The sequence below is a fragment of the Enterococcus sp. DIV1096b genome (assembly GCF_050498765.1).
GTDB classification, from domain to species: domain Bacteria; phylum Bacillota; class Bacilli; order Lactobacillales; family Enterococcaceae; genus Enterococcus_D; species Enterococcus_D entomosocium.
Window position 1 is genome coordinate 1,368,074 of sequence record NZ_JBMHEK010000001.1, and the last position, 16,970, is coordinate 1,385,043.

Below are 16,970 nucleotides of genomic sequence, written 5' to 3' on the forward strand. Positions count from 1 at the left end.
CGATACAAATCGTTGCTGATTTGTATCGTTTTCTTTATGGGCACCAAAATAATTGATTGGCAGTAGTAAAGGTAATATCAAAGGGACGTTGGCCCATTTCTTCGCCATCTTCTTGTCCATGTTGGGGCACGGTAGAGATAATTCTCAGCTTCGACGTGGAGAGATGATGAAAGTAGCGTGAATTCATGTGTTTCTTACGCATCAGTAAACCGATCAGCCAGAAAATCTTGAAAATCGACACACGCTCAACGAGTACGAAATCAAACTTTTTCTCTCTGACTGAAGCGGTTGGGGCGATTGCAACACCGCCGCCAAAGTAAGGATGATTGGTCGTGGTGCACAAAAAAGCTTTTTTATAACTGAATTGTTGCCCATTACACTCGACTAAGATCGGAAAACCTCTTTGAAGAAACAAAACGCGGATAATTGCAGCGATATAGGAAAAGGAGCCGAGGTTGAACTTATTAAGACTGCTTTTTGCCACAGAGTGATTGGTGGTATAGACGATTGCCGCATCAAGACCAATACCCACATTATTAAGAGCGATGCCGTTTTCCTCTTGGATCTGCTCTTCATAGCGGATAATGGCCAATTCTTGGGGCTTAGTAGTACCGGCAATTTTCCAAAACGCTTTTTCCGGCTCTCGTGGCAGATCGATACTTCGCGCAAAATCGTTTCCCGAGCCAGCGGGGATGTAAGCAACGGGAATTTGTTGTTGTTCCAGTTGTAACTCTGATACTACTTGGTGCAGCGTTCCATCACCGCCGATAACCACCAATAATGGATAAAGCATCTCGCCATTTTCTAAATAGACATCATCCCAAGGCAAAAGGCGTTCTTTTAAGAGTTTTCTGGTAATGTTCCGTTCGTCACCGGGTGATTTGGTTAGATAGATTTGATGGGGGAAACGATGTTTTTTTACGATTCTTTGCACACGTTCCGCCGCTTTTTTTCCTCGTCCACTACCTGAAGCAGGGTTTACGAGGAAGTGATAATAATAGTTCATTTTATGAATAACTCCATATCGTTTTTTCGTTCAATGCGGTTAATTATAGCATGTTTCGACAGAAGGCGGGGAGACGATGCCTGAAAAAAGAGCAAAAAAATAGATTCGACGATTGTGCTTTCTGGGTTTTCAAAGGTTCTTATGTCCACTTTGATCCTCAGGTAATGATGCCCATCGCCGAATCCTATTCAATTAGTAAGGAGTAACTCAAATTCCCACATCCTTTGTCTTTTATTCTAAGTTGACAACAATTCTTTTCTTGCAGAACCTGCTTCGTCTGCTTTACTGGGAATCCTTGCTCCTTACACTTATAGTATAGCACATTTTTCTCTTTTAGCAATCGCTTACGTGATTTGGTAGTTGTCTTTTAGATAAATTTAAATAGTTTAAATAAAAGATAAAGGAAAAGCAAAACCGAGTTTTCATTCGATTTTGCTTTTATGTCTTTTAGAAAGTAGCAGTCATTCTTTTTTTGGATTTTTCACAAAAATTAAAATCAAAATTGGAACCACTAAAAATATAATCGCATTATTGATTATCAGCACATCGTAATTACTAAAATTAAACGGATTATTTTGCCATGTTTGAAACATAAATCCCAGTAAATTTTGAGTATGGGCAAGATAAAATAAAGCAGAGGTGCCTAGTATGTTAAGGATTATTGTGATCACACATAAAATCCGTACTAGCTTAATTAGTACTTTTTTCATAGGAGAGCTCCTTTAGTTATTGCTGCATTTCTGGTAGATTGGCGAAGGCTTCAGTTAGTTTCACAGATTTTTCTAAAATATCCATATAGATATCGTAGTAAGCCCAGCCGTCACCTAGATCAGCCGCTTCAATTGTCTCAGTGGTTGTTTGAAATTCTCTCATCAAATCAGTGTAGCTACGCATAACAGAAGTGTAAGCGGACAAATCATAAGTTTCAGGATTGGCAATATACCCTTCAACTTCTGCGATCAGATCAGCGTACGTATCAGATAATTTTTCAAGTTGTGCTTCCAATTCATCAGAAGCTTGCTCATTCGCTTGGCTGTCAATTTCTTCTTCTGAGCTCTCATTAGTTTCAATCTCTTCTTCTTCAGAAGCAGCGACATCCTCAGAATCTTCGGAGCTTTCCATTGTTGTTTCAGTTGTTTGTTGTGACGATTCGACAGTATCACTTTCCACATCTTCACTAGAGCAACCAGCCAGGAATAAAGTGGATACTAGTACAAAACCAAATAAAATCTTTTTCATTTTTAAACCCCTTTTTTTCAAAATAAATTGTAATATTTTGCTTATATTATAATTTATGAAGAAATATTTTTTTGTATCTAAAAAAGAACATATCCTTTCTTTTTTAGATACTTTATTTATTTTACCTTGAAAAGCCTCACGAATAAAGAAGTATCTGGTTATTTTAACCATTATTTAACTATGTTTATGCATATTGTTATAAATAGTGATAAAAAAAGCGTTTTTTTATTTTGTGTAAAAATTCAAAAGGTTTGCATTTTATGGAGAAAAGATATTAAAATAACTATAATATATCTAATTATTTTTTTATTATTATTTATTGCTTTTTCCTTGTTAAAAAAAAGCGATAGGAGTAAATTAGAAGTGTAAAAAACTTATTTTAGGAGGAAGTATTATGTGTACTGCGTTAACTTATGTAACGAAAGATCATTATTTTGGCAGAAATTTTGATTATGATGTTTCTTATAAAGAAGTAGTGACCATTACTCCGAGAAATTATCCATTCAAATTTCGCAAAGTAAGTGAAATAGATCACCATTACGCAATGATTGGGATTGCTGCTGGTGTCGCTGAGTATCCACTGTATTATGATGCGGTCAATGAAAAAGGTTTAGGTATCGCTGGATTGAATTTTCCAGAAAATGCTGTCTACAATGAATTTCAAGAAGGAAAAGAGAATGTTACGCCTTTTGAGTTCATCCCATGGCTCTTAGGACAATGCGCTACTGTCGAAGAGGTAAAAGGGCTATTAGCCAATGTCAATCTCGTTCGGATCAATTTTAGTGAAGATTTGCCTCTATCGCCTTTGCATTGGATGATTGCTGATAAAAAAAGTGCCATCGTTGTGGAAAGTATGAGTGATGGCCTTCATATTCATGAAAATCCGGTGGGAGTTTTGACAAATAATCCACCATTTGACTATCAATTGTTCAATTTGAATAATTACCGTGTGTTATCATCGAAAACTCCGGAAACTCATTTTTCTGACAAGGTGGATTTTGATGAATATAGTCGTGGAATGGGCGGCTTAGGTCTGCCAGGAGATCTTTCTTCGATGTCTCGCTTTGTCAAAGTAGCTTTTACCCGATTGAATTCCGTTTCTGGAGAATCTGAATCCGAAAGCATTAGTCAGTTCTTCCATATTTTAGGTTCGGTTGAGCAACAAAAAGGACTTTGTGACATAGGCAATGAGCGCTATGAGTACACGATTTATTCTTCTTGCTGCAATACAGATAAAGGAATCTATTACTATCGTACGTATGAAAATAGTCAAATCGTTGCAGTTGATATGAATAAAGAAGATTTGGAAGGTAATGTACCGATTTCTTATCCATTAATTGAAGACCAACAAGTTCTTTTCAGTAACTGATCCATTCTTAAAAAGCCATCTCAAAGCTGTTTTGAGATGGTTTTTTTCTTTTTCATTTTTAAAATGAATCACTCTCATTTGTTGTCGTCTTCGTCCCTGCGGTACTTTTATTCGGAAATGGAAAAAAGCGGTTCACCAATATTGCAATCGTCATGCCGATAAAACTATCAACAATTCGATTAAAAGCATACAAGTAAGATTCAGTTTGAGGAATCATAAATAAAATCGTCAATAGTGTGGCACAAGCACCAACTGTTCCCTCGGAGTAATCAAATTTGACCAATAAAGCGATCATTAACATGATCACTAAAGGGATTGCAATCATTTGAATAAAGGACGAATGTCCGAAAAAGTTAAATATCGCAATACAAAATACAGAAGCGATTGCGCCGAAGCTGTTACCGGCAATCCGATGTTTCCCGTATTTGACGGTATTCTCATGATCTTCTCTTAATGTGAAAACAGCTGTGATCGTTGATACGACGTAGGTTTCACGATTCAAAAGAACACTAATCAAAATACAGAGGAATACACTGATTCCAGTTTTTACATTTCTTAAGCCAAAGGTCAATCCAAATAAGTTCAATCATGCCATCCTCTCAAAACAAATTTCAACGAAGTCGATTATACCACATTGCAGACGGTCAATTGCTTAGATTTTCAGAAAAATGAACAACGATTCTTTCATCGTACGTTGACAGGCAAATTTTATCAGTCGTCGAGAAGCTAGCTTGATACCATGCAATTTTCAACTTTGAGTGTTGAAAGGAATACAATAAGTGACCCCAACCCTAAATGAATTGACTTTCGTTGCCATCGCTTAAGACTCCTTTTTTTATTTCTCAGTCTGTTCAACGTTTAAATAAGTGTTTTGATAAAAAAATATTTATTGTTCATAAAAAGTTTGTTTTTTAGATATTATATTGAGATAATCAAAATAAGGAGGGTTTAAAATGAAAAAAGTGTCAATACTATTTGTTCTTTTACTTGGCTTTGTTGTTTTTCCGATGACAGTTTTTGCTGCATCTTCACCAAGTGTGAGCTATCAAACAAATATCCAGTCTCAAGGGTGGCAATCATGGAAAACAAACGGTCAGACGTCAGGGACCACAGGGAAAGCCAAGCGACTTGAAGCAATCAAGATAAAAATTACTAACGAAAAATACAAAGGGAATATTGAATATAAAACCTCCATTCAGAAACAAGGATGGGAAAAATCGTTTAGAAAAAATGGGACTCTATCTGGTACAAGTGGAAAAGGGCAACGGTTGGAGGCGATCCAAATCAAACTCACCGGTGAGATCGCTAAGTATTACGATGTCTATTATCGAGTCAATGCACAACAATTTGGCTGGATGGGGTGGGCGAAAAACGGACAGTCTTCAGGAACGTCTGGCTTTGGTTTTCAACTGGAAGCAATCCAGGTCAAACTGGTGAAAAAAGGTGGGAAAGCACCTGGAACGACGAATGATGCATTTAGAGATGGACTGAAAAAATATGTAGACAAACGGGGCAAAGGGCTGATCAAAGGCTCCAAACAAAAGATTTATCATATACCGGGGAGTCAATATTATAATAAAACGACCAGTCCAATTCGGATGTTCAAGACAGAGGTGGAAGCCTACAAAGCGGGCTTTCGACCAGCTAAATAGAGGTGTGGCAGGCATTCGCTGAGTAAACATCTATGAGAAATTGCTTTACCAAAAAGGTAACGAGGCAACGAGAAGAAAGCTATTTTTGATCAAAAAGTAACTGAATCGTCTGATTCATTCTAAACATCCCTTTCCGTTAGCGAAAAGGGATGTTTTACGTATTCAAGATGATTTCTGTGCGTAGATCCGACGAATCTTAAAGTAATTCAGCACTTAACCTTTCATCACGAGATGCGCCTTGATTTAGCGAGGTTTCAACACAAAGCCACCATCTTCATCGTTCATTTCTTCGGTAGGCGTAAAAATAATATTTTTGCCATCTCTTTCAAGGTTAAAGATTGAATCACAAGCTATTAGGAAATCTGACGATGGATGATTCATTGATAGTCGAATAGGGCTAGAAAATGAAAGCTGCGAAGTGTTTCTTTGAATCAACGAATGAAGGAACAGAGGGAGCAATTCCATCTGCATAAAGTTTTGTCAGGTGATTTCGAGATGATTTGATGATTAAATGGCCGGTTTAACATTGATATATGGCTATTAATGTGTATAATAAGTACTTGTGCGAAGCGCACCGCGGTTCATCAACCATCCCGCGTAATCAAAACTCGGAGAAAGTAGGGATCAAATGGAAAAATCAACAAATCTAACCAATCAACGTTTGCGTGTCGTCGCAGCCAATGGGATCATTATGGCACTTTATGTTGCTGTAACGGTTCTAGTCTCACCCGTTGCCTCAGGAGCGATTCAATTTAGGATATCTGAAGGATTGAATCACTTGGTCGTTTTCAACAGAAAATTGATGTGGGGTGTCGTTGGCGGGGTTGTAGTGTATAACATGTTCTTTGGAATGGGGATCTTGGATGTCGTATTCGGCGGTTTCGGAAGCTTCTTGGCTTTAGGAGCAACTGCATTGGTATATAAGAAGATTCCAAATGTTTTCGTAAGACTGGCATTTAATACCATTGTTTTTTCATTAAGTATGTTCCTGATTGCGATTATGCTAAATATCACCTTAGCATTGCCTTTCTGGCCAACATTTGCAACAACGGCATTGAGTGAATTTATTGTAATGACGATTACGGCACCGGTGATGTATATCATCAATCGTGCCGTTCGCTTCGATAAGCGCGTGTAAAAAAAGCTTGTTTTTTGCTTTGATGGTTCTCAAAAAACAAGAAAAAAGATCATTCCTAAGAAATGAAGGAATGATCTTTTATTTTATTCTGCTTTTAAGTCTTCGATCTCCACAACTTTGAAGTTTTTCGCTTCTAGTTGCGCAACGATCTTGTCGCATAATTCTTTTGATGTGTTTGCTGGTAAAGTGATCATCGTACGACGAATAAATTCGTCTTTACCGATGTCGAGAGTGATACAGCTAGCGATACTGCTGTATTTTGCGATTATTTTTGAGATAACCGCTAAGTCGCCTTGTTGACCTGTTGATGCGATCGTCAACACATAGCTTCCTTGTTCAACGCTCCATGATTGTGACAACATATTCAATAAGGAACTATGAGTCAAGATGCCGTAAAATTGATTGTTTTCATCTAGTACCGCAATATAAGGCAATTCTTTGATTGTAAAGAAAACCTTAAAAAATGAAGAGTTGACATAAATGAACTTCGTCGCATTTTTTAGCAGATAGGTGACGGGTAAAGTCATGTCACCGCCATTTGCTTTATGGCGATAGATGTGCATTTTATAAATATTTCCTCTAAAAATCTTTCCTGATTCATCTAGGATAGGCACACAACGATAACCAGACTCTTCTAAAATTGCCAGCGCTTCTTCTAAGGTAGCTGTTTCCTTTACCGTTGTTAAATCGCGTTTTTTGTAAACCATTGTTTTTAATAACATAATTTTCCCTCCCAAATACCCATTTAACACCATTATCATACCACAAAATCAGCAGAAACTATATTTATACGACAGAAAATCAAAAATTGACACAATCTTAAATAAATGGTATTTTTAGTGTTGGAAAACTTTATAAAAAGGGGGAGGACACTAAGATGGCAACGAAAAAAGCTGCTTTGGCTTGTTCTGTCTGCGGATCCCGCAACTATTCAAAATCAGTCAGTGAAGGTAAAAAAGGCGAACGCCTTGAAATCAACAAATTTTGCAAGTATTGCAATCAATATACGTTGCATCGTGAAACGAAGTAAGGAGGGAATCGAATGAAATTTTTGAAAAATGTTGTTGAAGAAATGAAAAACGTTTCTTGGCCATCAAAAAAACAATTACGCAAAGATACATTTGTGGTGATTCAAACAACAATTATTTTTGCATTGATGTTCTTTGTGATGGACACACTGATTCAAACGGTCTTCAATTGGATCCTAAAGTAACACTTCTTACTGATAGCGCTAGTCATTTATCACAAATCGTGCTATAATCGCTTTGAGGAAAAACTTCGGTGCAGCTGAGGTTTTTTTATTTTACAAAAAAGATGGGGAGTCCGAAAAAAATGGAATCTTTTGAAAAAAATTGGTATGTACTGCATACGTATTCTGGCTATGAAAACAAAGTAAAAGCGAACCTAGAGTCACGTGCACAAAGCATGGGGATGGGTGATTATATTTTCCGTGTCGTCGTTCCCGAAGAAGTAGAAACAGAAGAAAAAAACGGCAAAACCAAAGAAATCGTTCATAAAACATTTCCTGGCTATGTATTAGTTGAAATGGTCATGACGGATGAATCTTGGTACGTTGTACGTAATACTCCTGGGGTAACAGGTTTCGTTGGCTCTCATGGTGCAGGAAGCAAGCCAGCGCCTTTATTACAAGAAGAAATCAATTCAATTTTACGTTCGATCGGTATGAGTACTCGGACAGTTGAACTGGAAGTCGAAATTGGCGAAACCGTCAAAATCATCGAAGGTGCGTTTTCTGGTCTAGAAGGACAAGTAGCAGAAATCGATGAAGAAAAACAAAAACTAAAAGTGAACATCGATATGTTCGGTCGTGAAACCAGTACAGAACTTGATTTTGAGCAAGTAGATAAAATTTAACTGCTGGATAGACTAGCATGAACGGCTCATTTACGGTAAAATAACAGTAATGAGAATAAAGTGGACCAATTCGTTGGCCCACTTTTTTTCTCAAAATGAGTAAGCGCTTTATAAGAGGAAGGGGTCTTATGTCAAAATTATTTGCTTTTTTTAGAGTAAAGTTTCACAATGATTTTCATCCCCATACTAAAGGGATGATCTCTGTACATAATGGGTATAGCTTGTTGCTTCTTTTTAATTTGCTGCTGTTTTTCTTTGCCATGTTGTTTTTCGATCCAAGGGTGGCAGTCGAAGAGCTCAAGTTGATTTTATTTTCGGAAAGTCATCTTGTGACAGATTATATTGCTATGACTTCTGTAGGGTCGGCTTTATTAAACAGCAGTTTGATGACGTTTGTAGCGATCTCGATTTGCTATCATTATCGGGTGCCGATCACAGGAGGCGCGGTGTCTGCTATCTTTATGGTGACTGGGTATGGTTTTTTTGGGAAAAATCTACTAAATTTTATCCCGATATTTTTAGGCGTCCGTCTGTATTCGTATTTTATGAATGAACCATTGAAAAAATTTCTGTTGATTGCATTGTATGGATCGTCGGTTTCTCCAATCGTCAGCTATTTTGCATTCAATGACTCACTACCGCCTTATTTTAGCTTGGTGATGGGGTACGGTATTGGAATTTTTACCGGTTTTTTGATGGTTCCCATGGCCTTATATTTTCAAGGACTTTTTCAAAGCGTCAGTTTATACAGTGCTGGATTCACTTCAGGAATGTTGTGTACATTAGTCGCCGCTATCTGTCGGATGTTTGGCCTAACGATTGAGCTAAGAACATTGGTGTCGCAAGAACAGCAGCCGCGTTTGATTCTCATGATGCTGGTTTTAGGAAGTGTGTTCGTAGGCTATGGGTCGCTGATGGCAATCAAGAAAAAACGATTGAATATGCGAGCGATTTGGTCTCATAGTGGCAAAATCGAACGAGATATCTTACGTGATACCGGCGTTTATAATACGATGATCAACATGGGATTGATGACGTTTTTGCTTGTGGCATATGTTGTCAGTATTGGAGCGGTTTTAAATGGACCAGTTATCGGTGCGATCTTTTGCGTCATCGGCTTTTCTGCTTGTGGCTCTCATGTCTTTAACTCGCTGCCTTTATTGGCAGGGGTGACGATTGCCAATCTATTGAGCGTATACACCATCAACGAGACGGTTACAGTCACGTCAGCGATTTTTGCGATGATGCTCTGTGCAGTAACAAATGCCTATGGCTGGAAAGGCGGCTTGGTGGTCGGTTTTGTGCACGCCTCAATGGTACTGAATATTGATTTCTTACATGGAGGTTTGAATCTGTATAACAATGGTTTTTCTGGCGGGCTAGTCGCCATGATGATCATTCCCTTATTGGATCTCAGCAAACAGCTTTGGCAAAAATCAGCCGATCAGGCGCAAGCTACCAAGGATGAAAAACCACAAATGGACTTGAAAGCACAAGAAAGCGAGCAGCCATTGGTCCCATTGGATCAAACAGAAGGAAAACCTAAATTTTCCGAGCCTGTGAAGGTATTAAAACCCGTTGCCCAAAAGAAACACTATAGGGTAGGCGAGTGGGAGTAGAAAAACCGCCAATGTCATTTGTTACTTGTTTAACAAGTAGGGAGTGCTTGCCTTTTCGTCGTTGGAAATAATGGGAAAATGAAAACCAACCAAGAACAAGCAAAGATTGGTTGTTCTTGGTTGGTTTTTATTCGTGTTCATTTCTAAAAAAACATCAACGATTGGCTTCTAAGATTTCTGCCTGTAGGCGTTGGGCAGTCGGCGTCATGGCTAGACCACCTTCAGCCGTTTCCTTGAAAATGCTAGGCATTTGTCGTCCTACTTGATACATCGCTAAGACCACTTCATCAGGTGGGATGACACTTTCGATTCCTGCTAATGCCATGTCGGCAGAGATAAAGGCCTGGGAAGATCCCAGGGCATTGCGCTTCACGCAGGGGACCTCGACTAAGCCCGCGACAGGGTCACAAATCAAGCCCATCATATTCTTGAGGGTGATCGCCACCGCTTGAGCCGCTTGGTGGGGGGTGCCACCTTTTGCACAAACCAAAGCCGCCGCTGCCATTGCGCTAGCAGAACCGATCTCTGCTTGACAACCGCCTTCGGCACCGGAAATCGAGGCATTGTTGGCAATCACCAGACCAAAGGCGCCGGCTGTAAACAAAAAGTCGACTTGTTGCGCTCGAGTCAGTGCCAAACGCTCACGTACGGCCATCAATACACCAGAAACAACACCCGCACTACCGGCAGTCGGTGTTGCACAGATCAAGCCCATTTTCGCATTGACTTCGTTGACTGCAATGGCATTTTGGACCGCTTGTAGAATGGTTTCTCCGCTTAAAAAATCACCGGTAGCAAGGTAGTCGTTCATGCGAGTCGCATCGCCGCCGGTCAATCCCGTCACCGATTTTACACCAGCGACACCTTCAGCGACTGATTGTTCCATAACAACTAAATTCTTTTCCATGATTGCAAGGATTTGTTCGCGACTACGACCAGTATTTTCTGCTTCGATCGCAATCATCATCTCTGCAACGGAAGGATAATTTTTACTTTCTATTACTAACTCTTCTATTGTATAGAACATGTGCTTATCTCCTTTAATCAAAATACGCAGCGCTGTAAACGTGCGGCAAAACTTTGATTTGTTGCGCCAGCTGATCATTGCGCTGATCGACTTCGATGATCATGATTGCTTTATCACCGACAGCTTCTCTCGTAACGGTCATCGTACCGATATTGATTTGAGCCTCTGATAGTAAATTGGTTACTTTCGCAATCATTCCCGGAACATCTTGATGGACGATCACATAAGTAGGGGTACCCAGTGTCAGAGAAATTTTGAAGCCGTTAAGCTCTGAGATTTGAATGTTGCCACCACCTATCGAGATGCCAGTGACAGATAGTTTGTGGCTACCTTTTGTCAAAATCATCTTGACCATATTCGGATGTTCCGCTTTTTCTTTTTTAGGGACGAATAAGACTTCGATCCCTTTCTCATAAGCGATTTTTAAAGAGTCCGCTAGGCGAGCATCATCTGGCTCCATGCCTAAGAGACCGCCAACTAACGCAATATCGGTTCCATGACCGCGATAGGTTTTAGCAAACGATTCATACAACAGGATATCTACACTGTCTGGCTGTTCGCCAAAAATACTGCGAACGATTTTTCCGATCCGGGCAGCACCGGCGGTATGAGAACTGCTGGGACCCACCATGATGGGTCCGATTATGTCAAATACACTGCGGTATTTTAATTGTTCCATTTTTTTCACCTCGATAGTAGTAAACGAATAGGGAAGAATTCCAGTAGTAGTGTAGCATAAAAAAATGAGAGAATGAAAAAAGCAGACCAAAAGCAAGTGATTTTTATTTCTTTTTTTAGCGATGGACTAACGAAAAGCGCTGGTGAGCATTTTTTCAAAAAAATCAGCTGAAAAACCTTGAATTATTCCATAAAGATGTTATAATATTCCAGTGTGCTTTCGTCACACGTTTTTTGTGTGTGCACATGAATCACCAAAGTGGGAGGAGAAATTTGGATCTCCAATTAACCACATCACGGACTCAAGGAGGTATGTCTCGTGGCAAAAAAAGTAGAAAAAATCGTTAAATTGCAAATTCCTGCAGGTAAAGCAACACCAGCTCCGCCGGTAGGTCCTGCGCTAGGTCAAGCGGGTATCAACATCATGGGATTCACTAAAGAATTCAATGCTCGTACAGCTGATCAAGCAGGTTTGATCATTCCAGTAGTGATCTCTGTATACGAAGACCGTTCATTTACTTTCGTTACAAAAACACCACCAGCAGCAGTATTGTTGAAAAAAGCAGCAAACGTTGAAAAAGGTTCAGGCGAACCAAACAAAACAAAAGTTGCAAAAGTTTCACGCGATCAAGTAAAAGAAATCGCTGAATTGAAAATGGAAGACCTAAACGCAGCTGACGTTGAAGCAGCAATGCGCATGGTTGAAGGAACTGCACGAAGCATGGGGATCACTGTAGAATAATTACAGCCCTAAGGAAGTAGCTTCTCAGTCGGCTTCATATTGAAAAATATGGGACACGTGGGAGGTTCTACCGTTATAACCACATCAAGGAGGAAACAAAATGGCTAAAAAAAGCAAAAAAATGCAAGAAGCATTGAAAAAAGTTGATGCTACAAAAGCTTATTCAGTTGAAGAAGCAGTAGCTTTGGCAAAAGAAACAAATATTGCAAAATTCGACGCAACGGTTGAAGTTGCTTACAAATTAAACGTAGACCCTAAAAAAGCGGATCAACAAATCCGTGGCGCGGTTGTATTACCAAACGGTACTGGTAAAACACAAACAGTTTTAGTTTTTGCTAAAGGCGATAAAGCCAAAGAAGCAGAAGTAGCTGGTGCTGATTTCGTTGGTGACGACGATATGGTTCAAAAAATCCAAGGTGGCTGGTTCGATTTTGACGTTGTTGTTGCAACGCCTGACATGATGGCTACTGTTGGTAAATTAGGTCGTGTATTAGGCCCTAAAGGTTTGATGCCTAACCCTAAAACTGGTACAGTAACAATGGACGTAACAAAAGCAGTTAACGAAGTAAAAGCTGGTAAAGTTACTTACCGTGTTGACAAAGCTGGAAACATCCACGTACCAATCGGAAAAGTTTCTTTTGAAGATGACAAATTGATTGAAAACTTCAAAACGATCCATGAAACATTGTTGAAAGCTAAACCTTCAGCAGCAAAAGGTCAATACATGAAAAATATCTCAGTTACAACAACATTTGGTCCTGGGATCCATGTAGAACAAGCTTCTTTCTAATTTAATACAAAAATTCAAAACTTTTATTGACTTGACTACCTTATCTATGGTAAGGTAGTCAAGGTTAAAAGTTTAACTGTACCGAAGACAGTAGGTGGCATTTGCCTTAATTTCCTACCGAGGACGTTTATTGAGAATCTTCAATAGTCCCTCTATGTCTACGGTGGCATAGAGTTTTTTTATTGTCCTTTATAGGACAAAGGAACAGTTTGTTTCGAAGAAACTCTTCCATCAAAATCAGGAGGTGAAATATAAATGAGTGAAGCAGCTATCGCTAAAAAATCCGCGATCGTTGATGAAGTGAGTGCAAAATTCTCTGCAGCCGCATCTGTAGTCGTTGTTGACTACCGTGGACTAACTGTTGATGAAGTAACTCGCTTACGTAAACAATTGCGTGATGCAAACGTTGAGATGAAAGTTATCAAAAACTCAATTCTTTCTCGTGCTGCTGAAAAAGCTGGTCTAGAAGGTTTAGGTGAAGTATTCACTGGCCCTACTGCCGTAGCATTCAGTAACGAAGACGTTGTTGCACCTGCAAAAATCATTAACGATTTCGCAAAAGACGCAAAAGCTTTAGAAATCAAAGGCGGTATCATCGAAGGCAAAGTTTCTTCATTGGAAGAAATTACTGCATTGGCGAAATTGCCAAACCGCGAAGGACTTCTTTCTATGTTGCTATCTGTGCTACAAGCACCTATCCGCAACGTGGCTTACGCTGTCAAAGCAGTGGCAGAAAAAGAAGAAGATGCAGCATAATTGCCGCATAATTTTTCAGTATTAAAAACTAAACTACTTACTTAAATGGAGGAAAACAAAATGGCATTGAACATTGAAAACATTGTCGAAGAGCTAAAAGGCGCGACAATCTTAGAATTAAACGATTTAATTAAAGCTATCGAAGAAGAATTTGGCGTATCTGCTGCAGCTCCTGTAGCTGTAGCTGGTGGAGCTGGCGATGCTGGTGCTGCTGAAGAACAAACTGAATTCACTGTAGAATTGACTGCAGCTGGCGATCAAAAAGTTAAAGTTATCAAAGCAGTTCGTGAAGCAACTGGCTTAGGCTTGAAAGAAGCGAAAGCAGTCGTTGACGGAGCTCCTTCAGCAGTTAAAGAAGGCATCTCTAAAGACGAAGCTGAAGCATTGAAAGCAGCTTTAGAAGAAGTTGGCGCTTCAGTAACAGTTAAATAATTTTTCTTAGTGTCAAATCCTTTTGTATGAAGGGATTTGGCGCTTTTTTTGTTAGAGGCTGAGATTCCTAAAAAGTAATAAGCAGCGATCCTCGTTTTTTTATGAGCGAGGATCGCTGCTTATTTTTTTCGAAATTGTTGGAATAAGAACACGAAAATAAAAAAGAAAAATGCTTCCCACAACGTTGTGGTCCAACTAAAGCTGCGGTTAATGCCAAAAACGAGATTACCAATATTGGAAACCACCAAATACAAGGCTGTTGCTAGCAAAGAATAGCCGAATCGTTTGCCCATCATTACGCCTCCCTTTGCTATGATTGTAACAAGTCAAAAGAGTTGTGGCAATCAATTCTGATGCAGTGATGATAAATTGATCGATAGTAAGAGAAAAACCGAACGGTCCGTAGTGATCGTTCGGTTGAAGAGGATGTAGCCCGGTTCGCTTAATCCAATGGAACATCAAAGATCCAACCGGTTGGTGCCGAAATATCGCCGAATTGAATGCCGGTCAATTGGTCATACAATGCTTTTGTTTGTGGACCAACTTCCGTTTCGCTATAGAACACATGGAAATCCTCGCCGTTTTGGATCCCGCCGATCGGGGAAATAACAGCAGCTGTTCCGCAGGCACCCGCTTCGACAAAACGATCCAGCTCATTGAGATAAACATCACCTTCCACAGGGGTCAATCCTAATGAATGTTGCGCTAGATGCAGCAATGAATATTTTGTGATACTTGGTAAAATAGAAGGAGATTTTGGTGTCACAAATTCATTAGCAGCCGTGATCCCGAAAAAGTTGGCAGAACCGACTTCTTCGATTTTGGTATGCGTTTCTGGATCAAGGTAGATGCAATCGGAAAATTTCCGTTGATGGGCTTCGTATCCAGGTAACAAACTCGCCGCATAATTTCCACCAACTTTGGCTGCGCCAGTACCATTTGGTGCCGCGCGATCATAGTCAGAAACAATGAAATTGGTTGGTGTCAATCCGCCCTTAAAGTAAGGTCCGACCGGCATACAAAAAACCGTAAAAATATACTCTGGTGCTGGGCTGACACCGATATTTTCTCCGACGCCAATCAATAGAGGACGAATATACAAGGTGGCGCCGCTGCCATAAGGCGGAACATATTCCTGATTTGCTTTTACTACTTGTTTTACCGCATCTAAGAAAAAGGCCTCAGGAACCTCTGGCATACGCAGGCGATAGGCACTGCGGTTCATCCGTTTGCTATTTTCGTCTGGACGGAACAAATTGATGCCGCCATCTTTTCTTCGGTAGGCTTTTAGTCCTTCAAAACATTGCTGTCCATAATGAAGAGCGGTTGATCCCTCGTGGATATGCAGATAATTATCCTCGGTAAGTTCGCCTTCATTCCAAGAACCGTCTTTCCATGTTGCCAAAAAACGCCATGGCGTTTTGATATAAGAAAACCCTAAATTTGACCAATCGATTGTCATTCGTTCACACCCTTTTTTAATTTTTCTAAGTATAGCACTTCAGAAAAGAAATGTCATTATTTTCTGAAAATTCTTCTATAAGAATATTTGGTGACAGTGACGTGTAAAGAAAGGGGAACCGATCTTTGCTTGTACGAGTTCCCCAGATTGTTTTTCTACAAGTTCTGTGCTTCAATGAGAGTATAAAAAAACAAAAAAGGGGGAACGTTTGTGATTGAGGAAGTGTTGACGGACAGTCTGGGGATCGCTGCTGCGTATCGACGATTGAAACCAATCATGATCCATACACCACTTGCACCAAGTAATATTTTAGGCAAAGAAAAAGAGGGCACGATATTTTTGAAATTAGAAAATCTACAGCGTACCGGCTCCTTTAAAGCGCGGGGGGCGTATAACAAACTCGCGTCATTGACTGATGCAGAAAAACTTCGCGGTGTCATTGCCTGTTCTGCAGGAAATCATGCGCAAGGTGTTGCTCTCGCCGGATCGTTACTGGGGATCAATGTCCGAATCTTTATGCCATTAACGGCTGCCAAAACAAAAATAGAGGCGACAAGAAGTTATGGCGCACAAGTCGTTTTAGCAGGAGAGACGTTTGATGAAACCAAACAACTGACACTAGACGCCATGAAAGATAGTGGCGAAGTATTTGTCTCTCCCTTTGATGATCGTGCAGTAATGGAGGGGCAAGGAACGATTGCGATCGAACTGTTGGAGGATCTTCCAGATGTTGATAATGTCATTATTCCCATCGGCGGTGGTGGGTTGATTGCTGGGATTGCTTTAGCCTTAAAAGAACTTCGTCCAGAAGTCAAAATCATCGGCGTTCAATCCTATGGCGTTTATGGCATGATCGCCTCACTTTGGCAGCAAAAGCTAGTAGCCAATCGCCGCAGTAGAACGATCGCCGATGGCTGTGATGTTGCTTTGGCAGGGGAACTGACCTATGATGTTTTAAAGACCCGTATCGATGAAACGGTCTTAGTTGAAGAATCCGATATCGAACAAGCGATCCATTACTTAGCATTGAGGGAAAAAGTCATCGCAGAAGGGGCTGGTGCATTAAGTACGGCGGCGATTTTAAGCGGACAGATCGATCATTTGCTTCGAGGAAAGAAAACTGTGGCATTGGTCTCCGGCGGCAATATTGATTTCTCTGTGTTTAAGGAAATCATCTGAGTGCAA

General features: G+C 40.0%; 21 protein-coding genes and 1 other annotated feature. Of the genes, 12 read left to right on the forward strand and 9 right to left on the reverse strand.

All coding sequences use genetic code 11. The features are described from left to right. Positions 1-34 precede the first annotated feature (34 nt). From IGJ17_RS06545 to IGJ17_RS06555, 3 genes are all read right to left on the reverse strand, one after another. Positions 35-1,006, reverse strand: coding sequence for a diacylglycerol/lipid kinase family protein (locus IGJ17_RS06545; RefSeq protein ID WP_008379780.1), 972 nt, complete (start codon positions 1,004-1,006; stop codon positions 35-37). A gap of 461 nt (positions 1,007-1,467) precedes the next feature. After that, positions 1,468-1,716, reverse strand: a complete 249-nt coding sequence (locus IGJ17_RS06550) for a hypothetical protein (RefSeq protein WP_005236692.1) — start codon at positions 1,714-1,716, stop codon at positions 1,468-1,470. A 16-nt stretch (positions 1,717-1,732) separates the two neighbouring features. Further along, positions 1,733-2,245: a hypothetical protein gene (locus IGJ17_RS06555; protein ID WP_429961164.1), complete on the reverse strand. Its 513-nt coding sequence runs from the start codon at positions 2,243-2,245 to the stop codon at positions 1,733-1,735. A gap of 394 nt (positions 2,246-2,639) precedes the next feature. Between IGJ17_RS06555 and bsh the strand changes: the two genes are divergently transcribed. Continuing rightward, positions 2,640-3,614 (forward strand): choloylglycine hydrolase, encoded by a 975-nt coding sequence (gene bsh / locus IGJ17_RS06560; protein WP_005236690.1) that lies wholly within the window; start codon positions 2,640-2,642, stop codon positions 3,612-3,614. 58 nt (positions 3,615-3,672) lie between these two features. Here the strand turns inward: bsh and IGJ17_RS06565 are convergent, their stop codons facing one another. Next, complete coding sequence (locus IGJ17_RS06565) at positions 3,673-4,200, reverse strand: FUSC family protein (RefSeq protein WP_005236688.1); 528 nt, start codon at positions 4,198-4,200, stop codon at positions 3,673-3,675. Positions 4,201-4,567: 367 nt separating this feature from the next. Between IGJ17_RS06565 and IGJ17_RS06570 the strand changes: the two genes are divergently transcribed. Both IGJ17_RS06570 and IGJ17_RS06575 read left to right on the forward strand, forming a co-directional pair. Next, positions 4,568-5,266, forward strand: a complete 699-nt coding sequence (locus IGJ17_RS06570) for an Ig domain-containing protein (protein ID WP_005236686.1) — start codon at positions 4,568-4,570, stop codon at positions 5,264-5,266. Between the two features lie 628 nt (positions 5,267-5,894). Continuing rightward, entirely contained in the window at positions 5,895-6,404 is a 510-nt protein-coding gene (locus tag IGJ17_RS06575; protein ID WP_008379785.1) for a QueT transporter family protein, read from the forward strand. A gap of 83 nt (positions 6,405-6,487) precedes the next feature. Here the strand turns inward: IGJ17_RS06575 and cbpA are convergent, their stop codons facing one another. Further along, positions 6,488-7,126, reverse strand: a complete 639-nt coding sequence (cbpA, locus tag IGJ17_RS06580; protein WP_008379786.1) for a cyclic di-AMP binding protein CbpA — start codon at positions 7,124-7,126, stop codon at positions 6,488-6,490. A 155-nt stretch (positions 7,127-7,281) separates the two neighbouring features. On the opposite strand from cbpA, the gene rpmG reads away from it, so the two are divergent. The 4 genes from rpmG (at position 7,282) to IGJ17_RS06600 (ending at position 9,898) form a co-directional block, all read left to right on the forward strand. Next, complete coding sequence (gene rpmG, locus IGJ17_RS06585) at positions 7,282-7,434, forward strand: 50S ribosomal protein L33 (RefSeq protein WP_005229764.1); 153 nt, start codon at positions 7,282-7,284, stop codon at positions 7,432-7,434. A 12-nt stretch (positions 7,435-7,446) separates the two neighbouring features. Beyond that, the gene (secE, locus tag IGJ17_RS06590; RefSeq protein WP_005229766.1) at positions 7,447-7,617 is read left to right on the forward strand and encodes a preprotein translocase subunit SecE; all 171 of its coding nucleotides are present in this window, start codon (positions 7,447-7,449) and stop codon (positions 7,615-7,617) included. A 119-nt stretch (positions 7,618-7,736) separates the two neighbouring features. Then, the gene (gene nusG / locus IGJ17_RS06595; protein WP_005229769.1) at positions 7,737-8,279 is read left to right on the forward strand and encodes a transcription termination/antitermination protein NusG; all 543 of its coding nucleotides are present in this window, start codon (positions 7,737-7,739) and stop codon (positions 8,277-8,279) included. 128 nt (positions 8,280-8,407) lie between these two features. After that, positions 8,408-9,898: a DUF1576 domain-containing protein gene (locus IGJ17_RS06600; RefSeq protein WP_400450070.1), complete on the forward strand. Its 1,491-nt coding sequence runs from the start codon at positions 8,408-8,410 to the stop codon at positions 9,896-9,898. A gap of 154 nt (positions 9,899-10,052) precedes the next feature. Here IGJ17_RS06600 and sdaAA read toward each other — a convergent pair whose 3' ends face one another. Then, positions 10,053-10,925: an L-serine ammonia-lyase, iron-sulfur-dependent, subunit alpha gene (sdaAA, locus tag IGJ17_RS06605; RefSeq protein ID WP_429961165.1), complete on the reverse strand. Its 873-nt coding sequence runs from the start codon at positions 10,923-10,925 to the stop codon at positions 10,053-10,055. A gap of 13 nt (positions 10,926-10,938) precedes the next feature. Continuing rightward, entirely contained in the window at positions 10,939-11,604 is a 666-nt protein-coding gene (gene sdaAB / locus IGJ17_RS06610) for an L-serine ammonia-lyase, iron-sulfur-dependent subunit beta (RefSeq protein ID WP_005229781.1), read from the reverse strand. Between the two features lie 318 nt (positions 11,605-11,922). Here sdaAB and rplK point away from each other — a divergent pair, with 318 nt between their 5' ends. The 4 genes from rplK (at position 11,923) to rplL (ending at position 14,323) form a co-directional block, all read left to right on the forward strand. Beyond that, entirely contained in the window at positions 11,923-12,345 is a 423-nt protein-coding gene (rplK, locus tag IGJ17_RS06615; protein ID WP_005229787.1) for a 50S ribosomal protein L11, read from the forward strand. Positions 12,346-12,445: 100 nt separating this feature from the next. Further along, a complete protein-coding gene (rplA, locus tag IGJ17_RS06620) occupies positions 12,446-13,135 on the forward strand; it encodes a 50S ribosomal protein L1 (RefSeq protein ID WP_429961166.1) in 690 nt (229 codons plus the stop codon). A gap of 63 nt (positions 13,136-13,198) precedes the next feature. Beyond that, positions 13,199-13,325: a sequence feature (ribosomal protein L10 leader region), on the forward strand. 65 nt (positions 13,326-13,390) lie between these two features. Next, positions 13,391-13,891 carry a 50S ribosomal protein L10 gene (gene rplJ, locus IGJ17_RS06625; protein WP_005236672.1) on the forward strand — a complete coding sequence of 167 codons (501 nt, stop codon included), beginning with the start codon at positions 13,391-13,393 and terminating at the stop codon, positions 13,889-13,891. 60 nt (positions 13,892-13,951) lie between these two features. After that, positions 13,952-14,323: a 50S ribosomal protein L7/L12 gene (rplL, locus tag IGJ17_RS06630; RefSeq protein ID WP_003127081.1), complete on the forward strand. Its 372-nt coding sequence runs from the start codon at positions 13,952-13,954 to the stop codon at positions 14,321-14,323. Positions 14,324-14,442: 119 nt separating this feature from the next. On the opposite strand, the gene IGJ17_RS06635 is transcribed toward rplL, so the two are convergent. Both IGJ17_RS06635 and IGJ17_RS06640 read right to left on the reverse strand, forming a co-directional pair. Beyond that, the gene (locus tag IGJ17_RS06635) at positions 14,443-14,616 is read right to left on the reverse strand and encodes a hypothetical protein (RefSeq protein WP_005236653.1); all 174 of its coding nucleotides are present in this window, start codon (positions 14,614-14,616) and stop codon (positions 14,443-14,445) included. 149 nt (positions 14,617-14,765) lie between these two features. Continuing rightward, positions 14,766-15,785 (reverse strand): branched-chain amino acid aminotransferase, encoded by a 1,020-nt coding sequence (locus tag IGJ17_RS06640; RefSeq protein ID WP_086299571.1) that lies wholly within the window; start codon positions 15,783-15,785, stop codon positions 14,766-14,768. Between the two features lie 210 nt (positions 15,786-15,995). Here IGJ17_RS06640 and IGJ17_RS06645 point away from each other — a divergent pair, with 210 nt between their 5' ends. After that, complete coding sequence (locus tag IGJ17_RS06645) at positions 15,996-16,964, forward strand: pyridoxal-phosphate dependent enzyme (protein ID WP_005236650.1); 969 nt, start codon at positions 15,996-15,998, stop codon at positions 16,962-16,964. The last annotated feature ends 6 nt before the right edge of the window (positions 16,965-16,970 follow it).

Coding starts and splice junctions, on each gene's coding strand:
- cbpA (WP_008379786.1), bottom strand. CDS start 7,126: ATGTTATTAAAAACAATGGTTTACAAAAAACGCGATTTAACAACGGTA.
- rplL (WP_003127081.1), top strand. CDS start 13,952: ATGGCATTGAACATTGAAAACATTGTCGAAGAGCTAAAAGGCGCGACA.
- sdaAA (WP_429961165.1), bottom strand. CDS start 10,925: ATGTTCTATACAATAGAAGAGTTAGTAATAGAAAGTAAAAATTATCCT.
- IGJ17_RS06550 (WP_005236692.1), bottom strand. CDS start 1,716: ATGAAAAAAGTACTAATTAAGCTAGTACGGATTTTATGTGTGATCACA.
- IGJ17_RS06555 (WP_429961164.1), bottom strand. CDS start 2,245: ATGAAAAAGATTTTATTTGGTTTTGTACTAGTATCCACTTTATTCCTG.
- rpmG (WP_005229764.1), top strand. CDS start 7,282: ATGGCAACGAAAAAAGCTGCTTTGGCTTGTTCTGTCTGCGGATCCCGC.
- IGJ17_RS06600 (WP_400450070.1), top strand. CDS start 8,408: ATGTCAAAATTATTTGCTTTTTTTAGAGTAAAGTTTCACAATGATTTT.
- rplJ (WP_005236672.1), top strand. CDS start 13,391: ATGAGTGAAGCAGCTATCGCTAAAAAATCCGCGATCGTTGATGAAGTG.
- secE (WP_005229766.1), top strand. CDS start 7,447: ATGAAATTTTTGAAAAATGTTGTTGAAGAAATGAAAAACGTTTCTTGG.
- IGJ17_RS06640 (WP_086299571.1), bottom strand. CDS start 15,785: ATGACAATCGATTGGTCAAATTTAGGGTTTTCTTATATCAAAACGCCA.
- rplA (WP_429961166.1), top strand. CDS start 12,446: ATGGCTAAAAAAAGCAAAAAAATGCAAGAAGCATTGAAAAAAGTTGAT.
- sdaAB (WP_005229781.1), bottom strand. CDS start 11,604: ATGGAACAATTAAAATACCGCAGTGTATTTGACATAATCGGACCCATC.
- nusG (WP_005229769.1), top strand. CDS start 7,737: ATGGAATCTTTTGAAAAAAATTGGTATGTACTGCATACGTATTCTGGC.
- IGJ17_RS06575 (WP_008379785.1), top strand. CDS start 5,895: ATGGAAAAATCAACAAATCTAACCAATCAACGTTTGCGTGTCGTCGCA.
- IGJ17_RS06635 (WP_005236653.1), bottom strand. CDS start 14,616: ATGGGCAAACGATTCGGCTATTCTTTGCTAGCAACAGCCTTGTATTTG.
- bsh (WP_005236690.1), top strand. CDS start 2,640: ATGTGTACTGCGTTAACTTATGTAACGAAAGATCATTATTTTGGCAGA.
- IGJ17_RS06570 (WP_005236686.1), top strand. CDS start 4,568: ATGAAAAAAGTGTCAATACTATTTGTTCTTTTACTTGGCTTTGTTGTT.
- IGJ17_RS06545 (WP_008379780.1), bottom strand. CDS start 1,006: ATGAACTATTATTATCACTTCCTCGTAAACCCTGCTTCAGGTAGTGGA.